General features: G+C 58.2%; 12 protein-coding genes. 3 read left to right on the top strand and 9 right to left on the bottom strand.

Translation table 11 applies throughout. From position 1 onward, the window contains the following. Positions 1-24: 24 nt before the first annotated feature. From CSK29544_RS21625 to CSK29544_RS21610, 5 genes are all read right to left on the bottom strand, one after another. Positions 25-3,435: an ImcF-related family protein gene (locus tag CSK29544_RS21625; RefSeq protein ID WP_029039511.1), complete on the bottom strand. Its 3,411-nt coding sequence runs from the start codon at positions 3,433-3,435 to the stop codon at positions 25-27. Continuing rightward, the gene (locus CSK29544_RS21620; protein ID WP_029039512.1) at positions 3,419-4,576 is read right to left on the bottom strand and encodes a KPHS_23130 family T6SS system protein; all 1,158 of its coding nucleotides are present in this window, start codon (positions 4,574-4,576) and stop codon (positions 3,419-3,421) included. The genes CSK29544_RS21625 and CSK29544_RS21620 overlap by 17 nt, the downstream gene beginning before the upstream one ends. Before the next feature lie 3 nt (positions 4,577-4,579). Then, positions 4,580-4,846: a PAAR domain-containing protein gene (locus CSK29544_RS23605; RefSeq protein ID WP_071844263.1), complete on the bottom strand. Its 267-nt coding sequence runs from the start codon at positions 4,844-4,846 to the stop codon at positions 4,580-4,582. 69 nt (positions 4,847-4,915) lie between these two features. Further along, positions 4,916-5,563, bottom strand: coding sequence for a DUF2931 family protein (locus CSK29544_RS21615; protein ID WP_007896872.1), 648 nt, complete (start codon positions 5,561-5,563; stop codon positions 4,916-4,918). Next, positions 5,560-5,934, bottom strand: coding sequence for a hypothetical protein (locus tag CSK29544_RS21610; protein ID WP_241720308.1), 375 nt, complete (start codon positions 5,932-5,934; stop codon positions 5,560-5,562). The genes CSK29544_RS21615 and CSK29544_RS21610 overlap by 4 nt, the downstream gene beginning before the upstream one ends. Positions 5,935-6,002: 68 nt before the next feature. On the opposite strand from CSK29544_RS21610, the gene CSK29544_RS21605 reads away from it, so the two are divergent. Continuing rightward, positions 6,003-6,700, top strand: a protein-coding gene (locus CSK29544_RS21605; protein ID WP_095033700.1) for an IS1-like element IS1B family transposase whose coding sequence is annotated in 2 segments (ribosomal slippage) — positions 6,003-6,252 and positions 6,252-6,700 — 699 coding nt in all. Because the reading frame shifts where the segments join, the coding sequence is not laid out codon by codon here. 56 nt (positions 6,701-6,756) lie between these two features. On the opposite strand, the gene CSK29544_RS21600 is transcribed toward CSK29544_RS21605, so the two are convergent. Continuing rightward, positions 6,757-7,878, bottom strand: a complete 1,122-nt coding sequence (locus CSK29544_RS21600; protein WP_007887726.1) for a ribosomal protein uL16 3-hydroxylase — start codon at positions 7,876-7,878, stop codon at positions 6,757-6,759. Positions 7,879-8,026: 148 nt separating this feature from the next. Between CSK29544_RS21600 and CSK29544_RS24665 the strand changes: the two genes are divergently transcribed. Next, positions 8,027-8,194, top strand: coding sequence for a hypothetical protein (locus CSK29544_RS24665; protein ID WP_007854613.1), 168 nt, complete (start codon positions 8,027-8,029; stop codon positions 8,192-8,194). Positions 8,195-8,318: 124 nt separating this feature from the next. Then, positions 8,319-11,258 (top strand): autotransporter domain-containing protein, encoded by a 2,940-nt coding sequence (locus tag CSK29544_RS21595; RefSeq protein ID WP_007887724.1) that lies wholly within the window; start codon positions 8,319-8,321, stop codon positions 11,256-11,258. Between the two features lie 62 nt (positions 11,259-11,320). On the opposite strand, the gene glgX is transcribed toward CSK29544_RS21595, so the two are convergent. The 3 genes from glgX to treZ form a co-directional block, all read right to left on the bottom strand. Continuing rightward, positions 11,321-13,396, bottom strand: coding sequence for a glycogen debranching protein GlgX (glgX, locus tag CSK29544_RS21590; RefSeq protein ID WP_007887722.1), 2,076 nt, complete (start codon positions 13,394-13,396; stop codon positions 11,321-11,323). A 68-nt stretch (positions 13,397-13,464) separates the two neighbouring features. Then, complete coding sequence (gene treY, locus CSK29544_RS21585) at positions 13,465-15,996, bottom strand: malto-oligosyltrehalose synthase (protein WP_007887720.1); 2,532 nt, start codon at positions 15,994-15,996, stop codon at positions 13,465-13,467. Then, entirely contained in the window at positions 15,993-17,777 is a 1,785-nt protein-coding gene (gene treZ, locus CSK29544_RS21580) for a malto-oligosyltrehalose trehalohydrolase (protein WP_007887718.1), read from the bottom strand. The genes treY and treZ overlap by 4 nt, the downstream gene beginning before the upstream one ends. Between the last annotated feature and the right edge of the window lie 130 nt (positions 17,778-17,907).

The raw sequence follows: 17,907 nt of genomic DNA, 5'->3' as shown, positions 1-17,907 counted from the left end.
AAGAAAATTAAAGGCTGGAGGGGGTCACAATGACGGTTCATCGTCACCGACATTGTCGTCATGCATGGCATCAGAGGCGCTGACGATAAAAATGTTGTCCGGTAGCGTAAAATGACGAAGCCTGAGTAGCGCCAGCGGCCCTTCACCGGCTTCAGTGCGCAGCGTGTAGTTGAGTACCCGGCCATCCGGTGCCTGCCAGGCCAGATGCCAGCTGCTGTTAACGCCCGGGTACGCACTCACCGCGGCTTTATCCAGTAGGCGAATAAAGCCCCACGCACCCGATAAATCAGCATACAGACGAGTACCCGCCTGCGTGCTGACCCAGCTGAGACTTGCCCCTGGCGCTTCGGTATCTTCAGGCCAGGTAAATCGCTTCCAGACAGGCATCTGATTCATATAGGTCAGCTTTTGGCTGTCTATGACAAGCGTGGTTTGCATAATGCCCGCCGCCGTGCCTGGCCGCAGGTCAAAGTGAAGCCCGGCCTCGCCACGGGTAAAGGCCACATCCGAAATATGGCTGAGCGTATCCATGGCCTGCAGAAAAGCCGGGTTGAAGGCGAGTCCCTGCGCGTTAATGTCATCGGCCACCCAGTGGCTTCCCTCTTTATGCAGTACGCCGTTCAGACGGGTCTGCAAAAACCGGGCGATGCGGCCGGTATCTCCGTTAAGGTATTTCGCGAGCAGCGGCAGGGAAACCTCGCTGCTGGTATCCCTGAAGGGGTAGCGCCCGCCAAAGGCGCTGTTCCAGTCATCTACAACGGCGGTACGCCACTGCGCGTTAAGGCTTTGCGCTGCCGGGGCCAGAACCTGCTGCCAGGCCTGCTCCATGGGCCGCACAAAAACGGTTTGTCCGAAGCCGCCCCACTCCTGCCCAAGCCCAGCAGCAACCAGACTGCCGTAATCGCGGGTTTCGGTTAAATCGATAGCCTTGCCCTGAAACACCGTCTGCGCCAGCGCCTGGGTCATCGCCTGCGGATCGGTGGCATTGGTGACCTGCTGCAGACGCAGTCTCACCTGCGTCACGCGGGTGAGATAAGTCTGCAAACTGAGCTCACGACTGCCCATACCCTGCGCTTTTTCATCAATCAGCGCGAGGACCGGGCCAAAGGTGGCATCCAGTGGGTCATGCGCTCCGCTGCCCTGATCGATGGCGGGTTGCTTATCCTGCCCGAACAGATTTTTTGCTGATTTGACCAGCGAATCTGACAGGGCTTCGCTGGCCTGACCGGTCCGGCCCTGAATACTCAGGGTATTCATTAACGCCACCAGCGGAGACTGGCGGACATCGGCCATCAGCGTTAACTGATCGATAGCGTCCGATAACGTAGCCGCCGGTTGCCAGCGTAAACTGTTCAGAAAATCGAGCCAGGCACCGCTAAAATCGGCGAAATAGCGCGCAGCTAACCGCTGTTTCAGCGCATCCGGGGAGAGCTGTTGCGTCGCAGGCTTTTTACTGTCGCTCAGTACCCAGTCGATCTCCTCACGCCGCGCCGTGACGATCTTCTCGATAGCAGGCGCTACCGCCTCCTCCCATGCCTGGCGAGTAAACATGCCTGGCACCACGTTATCGGTGGTAAACAGTCGCGACGCGTCGGTATCGCCCGTCATATCGGCAAGTCGCATGTCGGCATACTGCTTCGCCACCTGCGCCAGCATTTTCTGATACAGCGTGGATTCGCTGTTTCGCATCCCCATCTGGCGAATCAGTAAAGCGCGAGCCTGGGCAACCAGCGCTTCATCGGCGCGAAAATGCCAGTGCGGCTGGCTCGCCAGGCTTGCGCCGTAAAACGTCAGCAAAGCAGGCGCCTCAGCCTCCCAGAACGCGTTCTTGATGCCTTTGCGTTGCGGCCAGTCCTCTGCCAGGCGCTGGCCGAACCAGGCGGCGTTCATTTTTTCGGGGCGAGCCAGCATCAGATAAAGCTTTAATCGATCGTAAATCGGTTTTGCCATACGCTCGCGAAGCGGGCTGTCTGGCGGAAGTTGTGTAAACGCCATCAGCTGGTTTTGCAGATGAAGTGCGGCCGCATCGCGTAATAAAGGCTGCGCACTTTCTGCATAGCGCACCAGTAACGCCACCAGCAACGTATCATTCTGACTCAGGCCCGCACGGGCATACCACGGCACGCCATGCGCTGAGCGGTACTGCAAGCGCATTATTGTTTTTTGTAACGCCGATAACGCATGCAACCGGCTTTCCAGCGGCTGTTTATCACGCAGCACCTGCTCTGATTGCACCTGTGCCGCCGCTATAAGGCGATGATTTCCGACAAACGAAACCAGCATGCTGGCCCCCGTGAGCGCAAGCGCTACGGCTCCCGTCACCGCCGCGACCTGTTGCCGGTTGCTCCCCGGTTTTCGCGGACGCAAGCCTGCCGGTAAAGCCATGACTGAAGCTGGCAGCGCATCCCAGCGATTATCCTTACTCCAGTGGTGGCGAACCGTTCGTGCGGCTTCCCGCGATGGCATGCTAAATATCACGCCTGCCAGCGGAAGCGGACGCCAGGCGTTAAGGAATACCGCCAGCGGCGCGGCGATCGTTTCGGGTTTGCGCAGCAGCCTGTCTGCCAGGCTCAGCAAAAAAGTGTGCCCGGGTGCTTCACAAATGTGCTGCACTCCCTGTGTCATCAACGGTAGCGAAAGGGAGGAAAGCTGGGCAGAGAGGTGCTCTGAGGCGCAGTCTGCCGGCAGCAGGCACCCAACGGGCTGGGTGACATACCCGGCGTGATCGACGTTTTGTGCATGCAGCGACCAGACGTACAGCGGAACACGCCAGCCCAGCACGTCATAAAGCCGATAAAAAGCGTGGGCCAAAGACTCCATCGCATCTGCAGTCACCTTATTTTCATGATGCGCAGAGTCAGTGTCGGCCTCATTGTCAAACGCGGAAGTCACCCATACGATGCCATCGGCAGGACGGCGACGCAGTTTGCGCAGCGCGGAAAGCCAGGCGGCGTCAGCCTCACTCGTCAGCTCGCCGCCCCACAGCAAGAGCGTGCCCCGGTCTTCCTGCCAGAGTTCCTGAGAAAGACCCGGCACAAGGCGTTGTACATCACTGACTGAACCAACGACCAGCAGGATTCGGATTTTGCGAGGCCAGAAACAGCCGTAGTGGTGGCGCATCCTGTCTCTTATTTCCCTGACGATAACATCCAGGGCAACACGAGGGGCGAGTCGCTTCTCATCGACAGGTAAAACCTGTGTCTGTTGTGCCTTTCGACGATACTGACGCTCCTGAACGGCACGATGAAACACCGGTAAAAAACGGACAAAAATCATGATCAGAACAATTAGCAGAAATGAAAAAAATTGTTCTTTCGGTGTATTAATGCCGCAGGCCGGTCCAAACGTTCTAATGAGCCATCCGAGAAAAAATAGTCCTGTTATTGTCAATCCGGCCAGACCCAGTCTGCCAGGATAATTACCTGGTATCTTCATCTCCGCTCCCTGGAGTTAATGAACTAATAAAATAGTCCTGCTCATGCGAAAATAGCGCCAATACAGGATAGTTATGCAACTTCACCCAATCAGCAGCAAGTGCTGTTAAAAGCCACGGCGAGAATGGTCCTGGCTTACCACACCATTTCTCCAGCAGTTCATTTTCTTCCGGTTTCCATGTTGCGCCAAAAGTGTTACCGCCAGTGATCAGCGCAGCAAAATAATCACTCCAGCTTTTTGCATCGCCAATAATTTTTTTTGTTCGACATGCGGTGGTCTGTGTCTGGAGAAACACATTGAGCTCAGTGTCAAAGCGGGTTATATCGAGCTGCATGGGTCTGAGTAAGCGCGTGGGGTATGGCATACCGCAATTGCGCACTACATCATCACTTGCCAGCAACAGCGCCGCCAAACCATCGGAATAGTTTTCTTCTCCGCTGAGTTGCATCACAAGAATTAATTCAGCCGCCAGCTCTGTTTTTTTTAGTCGTTCTTCCACGGCCGAAAAAGAGAGTGAAGCTGTAATTCGCCAATTTTCAGGGGTAATTGGTTGAGTCAGATATTCATGCCAGACAGTGAAGAAATCATCCGCCAACCGATCATAAGGACAATCACTCACTATCGTAATTTGCAATGGCAACTTTGCAGAAACATCCCGCAGCTCATTTTCTACAGCACCGATCAGTAATCTGAGGGTACTGATATCATCTCTCTTCTTACCGACAGGAGAAATTAATCTGCGAGAAAGTCCGTATTGTTGCACACGCTCTGTCCCAAAATCGCGGGCAGAAAAATGGTCGGGCAGCATGACAGCGCTGGCTAAAATAGCTACATAGCGCTCAGCCCACTGCGTCCATTGTTGCTGACTGTATTGCGCTTCTTTCTGCAAAAAAAGATGCTGTTTTACCTCCCGCAGGCGTAAATAGCATCTGACAAAAAAGATCAAAAACCAGGCTAAGATGGGTAAAAAAGAAACCGCCCAGATATTAATCGCTGATAACACATTTATTCTACTGGACACATGAAGTACAAATAATAATGCTCCCATGATGAATGCTAAAACGCCTGTGCACAGCCATCGATATAATGATGGTGCCGGAGGCAACTCAGTTACAACAGCGTTCTTCCTTTCCCAGCTCATTACTCATCCTATTGAACATTCCGAGGCAGCAGAAATAACCTGGCAGCCACATTCACACCGACATCCATTAACTACAATAGCCTTGCCATCTGAAATCCACTCTAGCGAGCCTTCAATAATTTTATTCGTACCATGCCCTGGAACCGGGCAGCTTACTTTATCTCCTACCAGCGCCACAATTCGCCCATTGACTACCATAGTTGAAGAGGAAGAAATCACCACGCCGCCATGCGTAGTTTTATCGCCCAGCACGACGAATCCTTTTGACAATTTTATTCTCCGTTTATTAGCAGGAAAAGAATACAGAATTTAATTTAGGCCGAATAAATAACTGTTAGCTCACCAGTTTCCGTAGGGATAGGTTTTCCCTTTTATAAAATTTTTAGTAGTATTGCTATAACCTTTGGAAAAATCACTTCCCGTAACTCCCTTACACATATTGAGATCTTTCCCTGACAGGGTTGTAATCTCCGTCTTCGTTTGCTCAAGGTTAGGATGGCCATTATTATTCAGCCACACCCGGACTTTGCCTTCCGGCGCAAGGCCGATAACCATATACTGAAAGTAATAGGTCTCTTTCGGGCTGTAGTTACTTTTTTCCGTGCTCAGCATTTTATGCCAGGTTTCGGGCGCGAACAGCAGCGTGGTCTCGTACACTTTCTTGTCAATGATCGAATCCCAGCAGAAAATCATGATAGTCGGCGGTGAGGGGGCCTGGTTAAAAGGAGATGGCCCCAACCCTGCATACTGATCCCAGCTTCCCACGCTGCTGCCCTGGGGCTGGTCTATCGTGCGGAAAACCTTGGCGTATCCGTTGATGTCGAGCATTTTTACCAGCGTAACCTGCGCCGGCAGCGCCCGGGGCGTGGTAAAGGTGAAGTACCACTCATCAAAAGGCGCTTTTATTTCACCCTGCTCGTCCGCAGACGACACCCTGTTGCAGGCTGTCAGTAATAATGCTGACAGAAAGGTTATGGACAGCTTCATGCTTTATCTCCGTTCATATTCCAAACTGCGCGCGTCCAGCCGGTATCCGGACGGCTGAGGAAACCAATTAATTCAACTGCGTTCACAGCACCATAGATTCTTTTAATTTCTTTGCCATCGAGCCAGACCGTTTTGAACTCAACGGGATTCCAGTTTGCGGAACAATGGATATATTTTCCAATTAACTGAAGTTCAGCTGAAGTATAGGGAATAGCAATACCGCCGTTTCTAATATTAATGCCTTGGAAAATTGCTTTTTGGCTTAATAATTCAAGTTCAGATGGCAAGCTGAGTTCTTCATTTGTCGGTTCAATCTCCTTGATATCAACACCGGCCTCCTTCGCCGCATCTATCATCACCCGTAAACTCACTTTACTCCAGTCAGGTGATGCTGCCAACTTACTGATTTAGTGTATGATGGTGTTTTTGAGGTGCTCCAGTGGCTTCTGTTTCTATCAGCTGTCCCTCCTGTTCAGCTACTGACGGGGTGGTGCGTAACGGCAAAAGCACCGCCGGACATCAGCGCTATCTCTGCTCTCACTGCCGTAAAACATGGCAACTGCAGTTCACTTACACCGCTTCTCAACCCGGTACGCACCAGAAAATCATTGATATGGCCATGAATGGCGTTGGATGCCGGGCAACCGCCCGCATTATGGGCGTTGGCCTCAACACGATTTTCCGCCATTTAAAAAACTCAGGCCGCAGTCGGTAACCTCGCGCATACAGCCGGGCAGTGACGTCATCGTCTGCGCGGAAATGGACGAACAGTGGGGATACGTCGGGGCTAAATCGCGCCAGCGCTGGCTGTTTTACGCGTATGACAGGCTCCGGAAGACGGTTGTTGCGCACGTATTCGGTGAACGCACTATGGCGACGCTGGGGCGTCTTATGAGCCTGCTGTCACCCTTTGACGTGGTGATATGGATGACGGATGGCTGGCCGCTGTATGAATCCCGCCTGAAGGGAAAGCTGCACGTAATCAGCAAGCGATATACGCAGCGAATTGAGCGGCATAACCTGAATCTGAGGCAGCACCTGGCACGGCTGGGACGGAAGTCGCTGTCGTTCTCAAAATCGGTGGAGCTGCATGACAAAGTCATCGGGCATTATCTGAACATAAAACACTATCAATAAGTTGGAGTCATTACCAAAACGGCCTTCATGAGAAATGAAGGCCGTGCGCCAGCCGTTTATTCGTCAAAGAACCAGTAGCCCTGATTTATCAGCTCGGTCAGTTCTTCCATAAATGCGGGGTGATGCAGCGCGTCACCAAGTTCATGCTGGCTGAGAGCGGTATAACGGCACAGCGCATCTGCCGCGCGCGGGTCGACGGTCTCATACGGCTCGCTGTTAATGAAAAAGCCGCCGCTGACGTTCAGCACCCGCAGGCCAGAGAGGCGCGTCAGCGTTTCGCCGCCCAGCAGCGCCTCGCGCACCTCTTCAGCGGTGTACGGCGGTTCGGCAGGCGCAATATCCAGTTCGTGGCGCGGCGTGGTGACGAACGATCCAAACCAGAGGGTGAAATCTTCCGGCTGGTTCATCATCTCAATCATCATCTGGCGAATACGCTCAAGCTCATACGCCTCGACGCGGCCCGGATGGTCGCGGCAGGTCAGATCCGGGTCGCTGTAGTGCTCGCCGCCCAGATCGTTTTCCAGCGCGTAGTCCGCAAAGCTGCTGATTAAATCGCGCCCGTTCGGCCCCCGGAAACCGACGGAGTAATTCAGCGCCGTTTCATGGGTGAAGCCGTCATGCGGGAATCCGGGCGGAATATAGAGAATATCCCCCGGTTCAAGATCTTCATCGATAATTGGCTCGAACGGATCGACATGCAGCAGCGCCGGATGCGGGCAGAACTGACGCATCGGCAGCTTGTCGCCCACGCGCCAGCGGCGGCGGCCCATGCCCTGAATAATAAACACGTCGTACTGGTCGATATGCGGGCCGACGCCGCCGCCCGGTACGGAATACGAAATCATTAAATCGTCCAGACGCCAGTCCGGCAGCACGCGAAACGGACGCACCAGCTCGGCGGAGGGCGCGTGCCAGTGGTTCACCGCCTGCGCCAGCAGCGACCAGCCGGTTTCACCCAGCCCGTCGAAATGTTCAAACGGGCCGTGACTGGCGTGCCACTTACCGTTTTTATGGCTCACCAGGCGGCTGTCGACCTCCGGCTCCATCGCAAGCCCGGCCAGTTCGTCCGGCGTGATCGGGTCAATAAAATTCGCAAACGCCTGTTTCAGTACGACAGGTTTTTTCTGCCAGTAGGTTTCTAAAAATTCCGGCCAGTTCAGATTGAGTTGGTAAGCCATAGCATCACACCAGTAAGGATTGAGGGCGCGATTATAAGAAGGCCGGGTGGTTCAGCGCCTTGTCATGGGTCAAGCGCCGCCCCTGCGCATTATCAATGCGCCCTGTTTTTCGCTATGATGCGTACTGCTGTTTACCGCCGGAGGGCTTATGCATTATCTGCTGGAACTGATTTCCGATCTTATTTTGTACTGGCCAACCCGTAATCCGCCGCCGGAGGGGAGAAACGCCATTCCTTCGCTCAAACACAAGCCGCTGTTTCGTATGCCCGAGGGCGATCCGCTGAAAAAAGACGAACAGCCCAAAGAGCACGAATAATCGCCTGCGCCTACGCCGCTAATTATCCCCGAAAACCCCGTTATATCGGCCCATCGCTGCCGCCTGCGCAATGTTACGCTGCGTGATAATCCAGTCATTTTAATAATTTCACGGCAGGTGATTGATGGCGCGTCACGTTTCCGGGCTGCTGAAAGCGGTCTGTTTCCTCTTTGTTTTTGCCGTGCTGTTTGCAGTGACGCTCTCCCCTGCCCGCGCGCTTTCCACCGCGTGCACGGCGCTGAACGCGGCAAGCCCGGTGAGTTCCGGCCTCAGCACGTACAACGCCAGCAGTTTCAGCGCAGATGAAACCCTCACCGTCTCGTTTACCGACAGTGGCGCGGGTACAGGCGGCCTGCCGATGAATGCGGATACCGTCATCATGCAATCCCGTGACTTCTCGCAGCATTATCTGGTGCATTACAGCTCCGACGGTAATGCGGGGAGTTTCAGCACCACGCTGACCGGCGCACAGCTCACGGCGGGCGGACTCTGGTTAAAAGTCTCAACGGCCAACGGCTTTATCAGCCCGGTGACTATTTCCTGTACCGCGGCGGTCACGCTCTCCTCCGATGCCACGCTGAGCGGGCTCTCGTTTTCCGGCGGCGCGCTCTCGCCTGGCTTCTCAGCCAGCAACACCAGCTACCACGCGACGGTCGATTACGCGGTCTCCTCGGTGACGCTGACGCCAGTCACCACCCACGCCGCCGCCACCGTCACCGTGAATGGCAACGTCGTGTCTTCCGGCTCCGCATCGCCCTCTGTCAACCTGAGCGTGGGTACCAATACCATCACGATCGTCGTGACCGCCGAAGATGGCACCACCAAAAACTACAGCGTTGTTATCCAGCGCAACGAGCAGACGCCCGTGGCGGGTAACGTCAGCGCGCAGGTGGCGTCCAACAGTCAGGATAACCCCATTGCGCTCACGCTCTCCGGCGGTACCGCGACGGCGGTGAATCTGGTTAGCGCGCCGCAGCACGGCACGCTGATGATTTCCGGTACGACGGTTACGTACACGCCGCTGGCCGGGTATAGCGGCAGCGACAGTTTTACCTACAACGCCAGTAACAGCGCGGGCACCTCGGCGAACGCCACAGCATCGCTGACCATTACCGCGCCCGCTGCCGTGACGATATCGCCCGCCAGCGGCGCACTCGCGCCTGCCACCGTGGGCAGCGCCTGGTCGCAGAACGTTTCCGTCACCGGCGGCACAGCGCCTTATACCTGGACAGCGCATGGCCTGCCGGCAGGTATCACGCACAACAGCGCGACCGGCGTGCTCTCCGGTACGCCCACCACGTCCGGCAGTTTCAGCATTTCGCTGACCGCGCAGGATGCCAGCGGCGTTTCCGGTACCGTAACCTATACGCTGGTGGTATCGAACGGCGCACCGACTGCCGCCACGCTCGCGGTGACGCCAGCAGCGGGCACGCTCCCCTCCGGCACCGTTGGCACAGCCTTATCGCAAACTTTCGCCGTCAGCGGCGGCGCAGCGCCGTATCGCTGGCAGCTGAGCGGCTCGCTACCCGCAGGGCTCACTTTCTCCGACGGCCTCCTGAAAGGCACGCCGGGCGTGGCAGGCGACAGCGCCTTTACGCTGTCAGTCACCGATGCGAACGGCGCCACGGTTCACGCGGCCTACACGCTGCACATTAACGCCGCGGCGGCACAGGCGGTGGATCAGAGCGCGTCGCTCTCTGCCGGGCGCGTTACCCGCGTGTCGCTCACGCGCGGTGCCACCGGCGGCCCGTTCACCGGTGCGCGTCTGCTGACAGCTCCGGATAAACGCCAGGGCACGGCCAGCATCCAGCCGCAGGGTAGCGATTACGAACTGACATTTACCGCCGCGCCGCAGGCCAGTGGTACCGTTGTACTGCGCTATGTGCTGTTAAGTGCTTCGGGCATCACGCCGCCTGCGACCATTACGTTCTCCATCGCCTCACGCCCCGATCCGTCGAAAGACGCCAGCGTGACGGGCACCGTCAGCGCGCAATACCAGGCGGCGCAGAACTTCGCCCGCGCGCAAATCCGCAACTTTAACGATCGCCTTGAACAGCTGCACGGCAGCGAAGACGTACCGTCCAGTCTGAATGGCGTGCATTTCGCCCTGCCCACCTCGCCGGCGGAACGCGGGCTGGATACCGATCTCTGGAACGCCGCGCTTCAGCAGCAGGCGCAGCTGGATGCGCAGAACAGTCTGCCGCCCGCGCTGCCATTTGGCACGCAGACGCCTGGCCAGCGGCTCTCTTACTGGACGGGCGGCTATGTCGATTTCGGGCGCGATAAAGACGCCACGATGCGCCTGAGCCATACGCTGGTGGGCGTCAGCACCGGCGTGGATTACCGCTTCACGCCCACCGTGACGGCAGGCGTGGGGATGGGGTTCGGGCGCGACGTCAGCGATATCGGCGACACCGGCACCCGCAGCAATGGCCGCTCACTGAGCACCGCGCTCTATGCGAGCTATCACCCGGACGCGGTTTTCGTCGACGGGCTGTTAGGTTACAGCCGCCTCGATTTCGACAGCAAACGCCACGTGAGTGAAACAGATGTGTATGCGCGCGGCAGCCGCGCCGGCAGCCAGGTCTTTGGCGCGCTGACCTCCGGCTACGAATTCCGCCTGCCGCAGAGTCTCGTCTCGCCGTATGGCCGCGTGCAGGTTTCACAGACGCATCTGGAGAGCTACAGCGAATCGGACGCGGGCATGTATAACCTGGCGTTCGCGCCGCAGCGTTTTTCACAGGTGACGGGCAGCGCGGGCCTGCGCGCCGAACACCGTGTACCGGTAAGCTGGGGCGATTTTCGTCTGCAAAGCCGCGTGGAGTATTCACGCCTGATGAATGACACCGGCAGCGCGCGCGTCGGGTATGCCGATACCGGCAATGACACCTGGCGCATGTCGCTGTATGAGCAAAACCGCCAGACGCTGGCGCTTGGCGTCGGGCTTGATATGGCGCTACCGAATGGCGTCACGCCTGGGCTTGCGTATCAGGGTACGCTGGGGCTGGATGACAGAGGTTCACGCGCCCAGACCATCATGGCGCGCATGAACGTGGCGTTTTAATCTGCCATAAAAAAACGGCGCAGGAGGCAGCCCCTGCGCCGTTGGTTTTTATGGCATCGCCATTACGGACGTCTGAACAGCGCGATGCTGCGCCCTTCGAGCTCGAAATCCTTCTCTTTGGTGATAACCAGCCCGTGATTCGCGGTGTCGGAGGTGGTCAGCTCCAGCACCCAGCCGCCTTCGCCAAACTGCGGAATGCGGAACGGCACGTTGCCTTCAAACGGGTTGAACAGCATCAGCACGTCGTGCCAGATACCTTCTTCGGTTTCCAGATCGGGCCTGCCGATGTACACCCCGAGCGTCGAGCCTTCGTCCCACTGCTCCGGTTGCTGATAGCCACCGCCCGCGTTGAACCACTCGATAACCATCCCGTCGCGCCAGTTTTCACGGCGCAGCAGCGGCTGTTCGGCGCGCAGCTTAATCACCTTACGGGTAAATTCGCGCAGCGCCTCGGCACTTTCCGGCAGGTTCTCCCAGTGCACCCAGGAAATTTCGCTGTCCTGGCAGTAGCCGTTGTTATTCCCCATCTGGCTGCGGCCAAACTCGTCACCCGCCAGCAGCATCGGCGTACCGTGGGAGAACAACAACGTGGCGAGGAAGTTACGTTTCTGGCGCTCACGCACCGCGTTGATGCCTTCATCGTCCGTCGGGCCTTCCGCGCCGTAGTTATAGGAGCGGTTATCGTTATGGCCGTCGTTGTTGTCTTCCCCGTTATCCTCATTGTGCTTCTCGTTGTACGACACCAGGTCGTTGAGCGTGAAGCCGTCATGGGCGGTAATAAAGTTGACGCTCGCCCACGGACGGCGGCCACGCTGATCGTAGAGATCGCCGGAGCCCAGCAGGCGCGCCGCGAAATCAGTCGAGACGTTATCGCCCTTCCAGTATTCACGCACCGTATCGCGGTATTTGTCGTTCCACTCCGCCCAGCCCGGCGGGAAGCCGCCCACCTGGTAACCGCCGGGGCCGATGTCCCACGGCTCGCCAATCAGCTTCACTTTCGAGAGCACCGGATCCTGCATGATGGCGTCAAAGAAGCCGCCGCGCTGGTCAAATCCTTCCGGTTCGCGGCCAAGAATGGTGCCGAGATCGAAACGGAAACCGTCGATATGCATCGATTCCGCCCAGTAACGCAGCGAATCCATCACCATCTGCAGCACGCGCGGGTGCGACGTATTCACCGTATTGCCGGTGCCGGTATCATTGATGTAATAGCGGTGCTGATCGGGCAGCGTGCGGTAATAAGAGAAGTTATCGATGCCCTTGAACGAGAGCGTCGGGCCAAGCTCGTTGCCTTCGGCGGTGTGGTTATAGACCACATCCAAGATCACCTCGATACCGGCGTCATGGTAGGCGCGCACCATATCGCGAAAACCCTGAATGCCGCGCGGGCCGAAATAGCGCGAGGCGGGCGCGAAGAAGCCGAGCGAATTGTAGCCCCAGAAGTTTTTCAGCCCCTTGTCCAGCAGATGCTGATCGTCCGGGAACCAGTGCACCGGCAGCAGTTCAACAGAGGTAATGCCCAGGCTCTTGATGTAATCCACCGTCGCCTTATGCCCCATGCCGTCGTAGGTGCCGCGCAGCTCCGGCGGCACCGCCGGGTTGAGCTGCGTGAAGCCTTTAACATGCGTTTCATACACCACCGCGTGTGGCCAGGCGATGGAGGGCCGGTTCTGATCCTGCCAGTCAAATTCGTTCGGATCGATGACGCGACACTTCGGCATATACGGCGCGCTGTCGCGCTCATCGAAGGTAAGGTCTTTATCTTCGTGCAGCAGGTCGTAGGCAAAATGCGCCTCGTTCCATTCGATATTGCCGACCAGATCGCGTGCGTACGGGTCGACCAGCAGCTTGTTCGGGTTAAAGCGATGACCGTTTTCCGGATCGTACGGCCCGTGTACGCGGTAGCCATACAGCGCGCCAGGTTGCAGGCCTGGCACATAGCCGTGCCAGACTTCATGCGTATATTCCGGCAGCGTCAGACGAGCGATTTCATTTTTGCCGCTCGGATCGTAGAGACACAGCTCCACGCGCTCGGCGTGTGCAGAGAAAATGGCGAAGTTCACCCCCTCGCCGTCGTAATTTGCGCCGAGGGGATAACTGCATCCCGCCGTGATTTCAAAAGCCTTACCGTTTGACATATCTCCCTCTCCCTCCGGACCATAAATGTTCAGGACTACCACGATTCATGATGTTTATTTGCATGGAATCAGTCGGTTATGAGTATCACGGACGAGCAGCCGTCGGCTGTCTCCAGGTTTATCCGATCGGCGAGCGTTACCGTCTCGCCGGTCAGCACGTTGCGCCAGCGTCGCTGCGCGAGCGTCGCTGGCAGCACGATGTGGGTGTCGTGCCAGCCTGCACGGGCCGGTAGCGACGCGCTTTCATAAAGCGCGGTAAACATCAGCCGCGGCGCTATCACGATGATGGCGTCATCGCCGTGCGTGCGGGCGTAAGCAATCACGTTACTGTCGAACTCGCCTTCGGTGTGAAGCGGCAGATAGTCGCCGTGGCGGAACAGCGCTGGATTCTGCTGGCGCAGGTGCAGCACGCGGGCGATCAGGTGCTGCTTAAGCCGCCCGCTGATCCAGTCCTGCGAGGTGGCAGCAAGATTCGCCTGCGGCGCCAGCATGCTGTCGAGCGCGATAAAATCCGGCTCGCGGCGGTTATCCGGGTCCACCAGGCTGAAGTTGAGCGCTTCGCTGCCCTGGTAGATATCCGGCACGCCAGGCGCGGTCAGTTTAAGCGCCGTTTGAGTCAGGCTGTTGACCAGGCCCGCGCGGATAAATGGCTGCAATGCTTCGTGGAAATCCTTCAGGAAATCCTGATTATCCGGCGAGAGCATATGGCGTGCGTAATCCAGCACCGCTTTTTCATAGGCGTCGTTGGTGTCCGCCCAGTCGGTGCGCAGCTTCGCTTCACGCAGCGCCTTTTCCACAAAGCCCAGGAAGCGTTCTTCCAGCGCCTTCAGGCCCTCGGCGTCATCCGGCTTCAGCGTGGCGGGCCAGACGCCCGCCAGCGCCTGATAGAGCATCCAGGTATCGGCGCCCTTCGGCGCGGTGCCGTCATTAAGGAACACCACTTTTGTCTGGTTGAGCTGACGCCAGCGCGCGACGCATTCGGCATAAAACAGCGGCGCTTCGGTGAGCACATAGAGCCTGGCGCGGGCGTCTTCGCCGCGTTTGGTGTCATGCGTCGACGTGCTGGTAAGCGCGTCCGGCTGATGTTGCAGACGCAGCTTCATCTCTTTATGAAAGCGATCTGCTGAGTAGGTGCGCGGCAGCGGTTCAGCCCCCACTTCATTGAGCGCAAGCTGCATGTTCTGGCGGAAAAACAGCGTGTCTTCCACCGATTTGGCCATCAGCGGGCCGGTAAGTTGCTGAAAACGGGTGCGGAACGTGGCGGCGTCGGCGAGTGAGCCGCCGGAGAGGTTGCCAGCCAGCACATCAGCGAGAAACCCGAGCGCCTGCGCATCCGGCGCGTGCTCGCTGGCCTGCACTTTCGCGACCACTTTCTGCAGCAGCGCGCTGTCGGCGGGCGTCAGCCCCTGCGCGGTGCCGTAGGTGCGATACACCGGGAAGGCCACCAGCAGCTCACGCAGCGCGCCGCGAAGCACCGGCTCTTCCAGCGTCACGCCTTCCTGCTGTGCAATGCGGGTTGCGAGCCGCAGCAGCGTGGTGAATTCACCTTCAAAATTCCGGTCGGCCATCAGCAGCTTGGCGTCACGCAGTTCGGCAGACATATCCACTTCCTGGCCAACCACGTCGTGATACGCCTTGCTGAGGTCGTCGAGCTTCGCGTCATCCACCAGCACATCCGAGAGCGCGGCGATAAATTCATAGCCGGTGGTGCCGGAAATCGGCCAGTCGTCGGGGATCTGCTCGCCCTTGCCGAGAATTTTTTCGACGGTGATGTAGCAATCCGGCCCGGCTTTTTCGCGCAGCCGCTCCAGATACGCTTTCGGATCGGCAAGGCCGTCGACGTGATCCACCCGCAGGCCATCCACCGCGCCGGCGTGCACCAGTTCGAGGATCAGCCGGTGGCTGTCGTCAAACACGGCGTCATCTTCAACGCGCACGCCCGCAAGCCCGGTTATCTCAAAAAAGCGGCGGTAGGAGAGCGAGCGCGGCGCGTCACGCCAGGAAATTAACTGGTACGGCTGGCGGTCATGCAGCTCAGCAATCGCCTGTTTATCAGTAATGGCCAGCACGTCCGCCTCACGCCCCTGCCAGGTCTCCGGGTTGAGCGGATAGTAGCTGTCGTAATAGGCGAGCGCGGGTTTGCCGGTTTTCGGATCGGCCTTAATACTGATTTCGCCGTTCTCCAGCACGTTCTCAAACGTGTCGCCCAGGAACGGCAGCGTCAGGCGGCGCGTCCAGTCGATATCGAAATGGCGGGCGTAACGGCTTTTTTCGCCGTGTTCAATCACATCGCGCCACCAGGGGTTTTCCAGCGACGCCGCCATATGGTTGGGCACGATATCGAGGATCAGCCCCAGCCCGGCGGCTTTGAGCGCCTGCACCATGCGGTCAAAGCCCTCGCGCCCGCCGATGGACGGCTCGATTTCATTAGCGTCGGTCACGTCATAACCGTGGGTGGAGCCGGTGGTCGCGGTAAACACCGGCGACGCGTACAGATGGCTGATGCCAAGCCGCTTCAGATAAGGCACCAGGCCCGCCGCGCGGTCAAACGTCATACCGTTGCGAAACTGAATACGGTACGTTGAAGAAGGAATACTCATTGCGCGTCTCCTTTCGCCAGGCGAACGTGAATGCTGTTAGCAGGCAGTTCGTCGCCTGCCTGCGGCCAGGCGAACAGCGTATCGCCCGGCATTTCCGGCAGCGGCAGCGGGCGCTCGCCGATATTCAGCGCCAGCGACAGCGTGCCTTTCGGGAAGGTCCAGCTCACCGCCACGAAGCCCGGCGCGGTGTCGATAACGCGCCCGCTGTGGCCGCCCGCTGTGGCCAGCAGCGGCACGATATGCGCACGGCGAAGCGCCAGCAGCTCGCGGGTGAGCGCAAGCCACGCCCTCCCCTCTTCGCTTTCCGGCTTCTGCCAGTCGAGTTTCGACATCTCAAAGGTTTGCTGCGCGTTCGGATCCGGCACGCTGTCGCCGTCCCAGTCGCCGTGGCCTTCAAATTCACACGCGCGGCCTTCGCGCACGGCTTTTGCGAGGTCGCCGTGAAAATCGGTAAAGAACAGGAACGGGTTGGTTTCGCCGTACTCTTCGCCCATAAACAGCAGCGGAATGTGCGGCGAGAGCAGCAGGGTGGCGAGCAGCACTTTGGTACGGTCGCTTCCCGCCAGCTCAATCAGGCGCTCGCCCCAGGCGCGGTTGCCGACCTGATCGTGGTTCTGGATAAAATCGACGAACGCGACCGGCGGCTGGCCGGTGCTGTCCACGCCGCGCGGCTCGCCGCTCTGTGGTGACACTTCGCCCTGGTAGGCAAAACCCTCCGTCAGTATGCGGGCGACGAGTTTTTCAGGCTGATCGGCGAAGTCTTGGTAATAGGCGTGCGTTTCGCCGGTGGCGAACACATGGATGGCGTTGTGAAAATCGTCGTTCCATTCGCCGGTAAACAGCGGCGCGCTGCCGTCCGGGTTGCGCGGGTGCAGGAAAATGACGTTGCGGCTGTCTTCGGTGGTGAGATGCGCCGGGCGGTCGGTGATTTCTGCACGGATGCGCTCGGCGATTTCAACCAGCGCATGTTTTGCTGAGGTGTCTTCAATCTGATCGATGGCGTCAAAACGCAGGCCGTCCAGGCGGTACTCTTTCAACCAGTAGAGCGGCGCTTCGACGATGTAACGGCGCACCGCATCGACGTCATAGGCGATGCCGTTGCCCCACGGCGTCATGCGCTCTTTGTGGAAGAAATCGGGTGCCAGCAGCGGCAGATAGTTGCCTTCCGGGCCGAAGTGGTTGAGCACGATATCCAGCACCACGGAGAGCCCGTGGGCGTGGGCGGCGTCGATAAACGCTTTGAAATCGTCCGGCGTACCGTAGGCGGAATGCGGCGCGTAAAGCAGCACGCCGTCGTAACCCCAGCCGCGGTTACCGCCGAACTGCGACACCGGCAGCACTTCCAGCATCGTGACGCCAAGCTGCGCCAGATACGGCAGCTTTTCAATCGCCGCGCGGAAGGTGCCTTCCGGCGTGAATGTGCCGATATGCATCTCATACACAACCGTCTCTTCCCACGGGCGGCCATGCCAGTCCGTGGTTTGCCACTGATACGCGGCGGGATCGACAACCAGCGACGGCCCGTTAACGTCCGCTTTCTGGGCGCGTGAAGCCGGGTCCGGCACGGTCATGCCGTCTTCCAGCACAAAACAGTATTCGGTTCCGGGTGCGACGCCCGGCACTTCCAGTTCAAACCAGCCATCGCCTGTCGGCGTCATGGGCAAATCCTGGCCCGCGAGGCGCAGCGTCACGCGCTTCTGTCCGGTCGCCCAGAGACGGAAGCGAGCGGCGCCGTCCGCCGCATATTCGCTACCCCAACTTTTCAGGAATGTTGACTCCATTCTGTTACCTCATTTAATCCAGAAGTGAGCAGTGGCGCGATCGCGCGATTTCCGCTCCTGTGGCGCGCCTCAGGAACGTGAATGTGAAAGCATGATCCGGGTGCCGCAGCGGGCCGGTAGCGCGCAGGCC

It is taken from the genome of Cronobacter sakazakii, assembly GCF_000982825.1.
Taxonomy (GTDB): domain Bacteria; phylum Pseudomonadota; class Gammaproteobacteria; order Enterobacterales; family Enterobacteriaceae; genus Cronobacter; species Cronobacter sakazakii.
The sequence above is the reverse complement of the archived record's forward strand: the minus strand, read 5'-3'. Positions and strand labels throughout refer to the sequence as shown.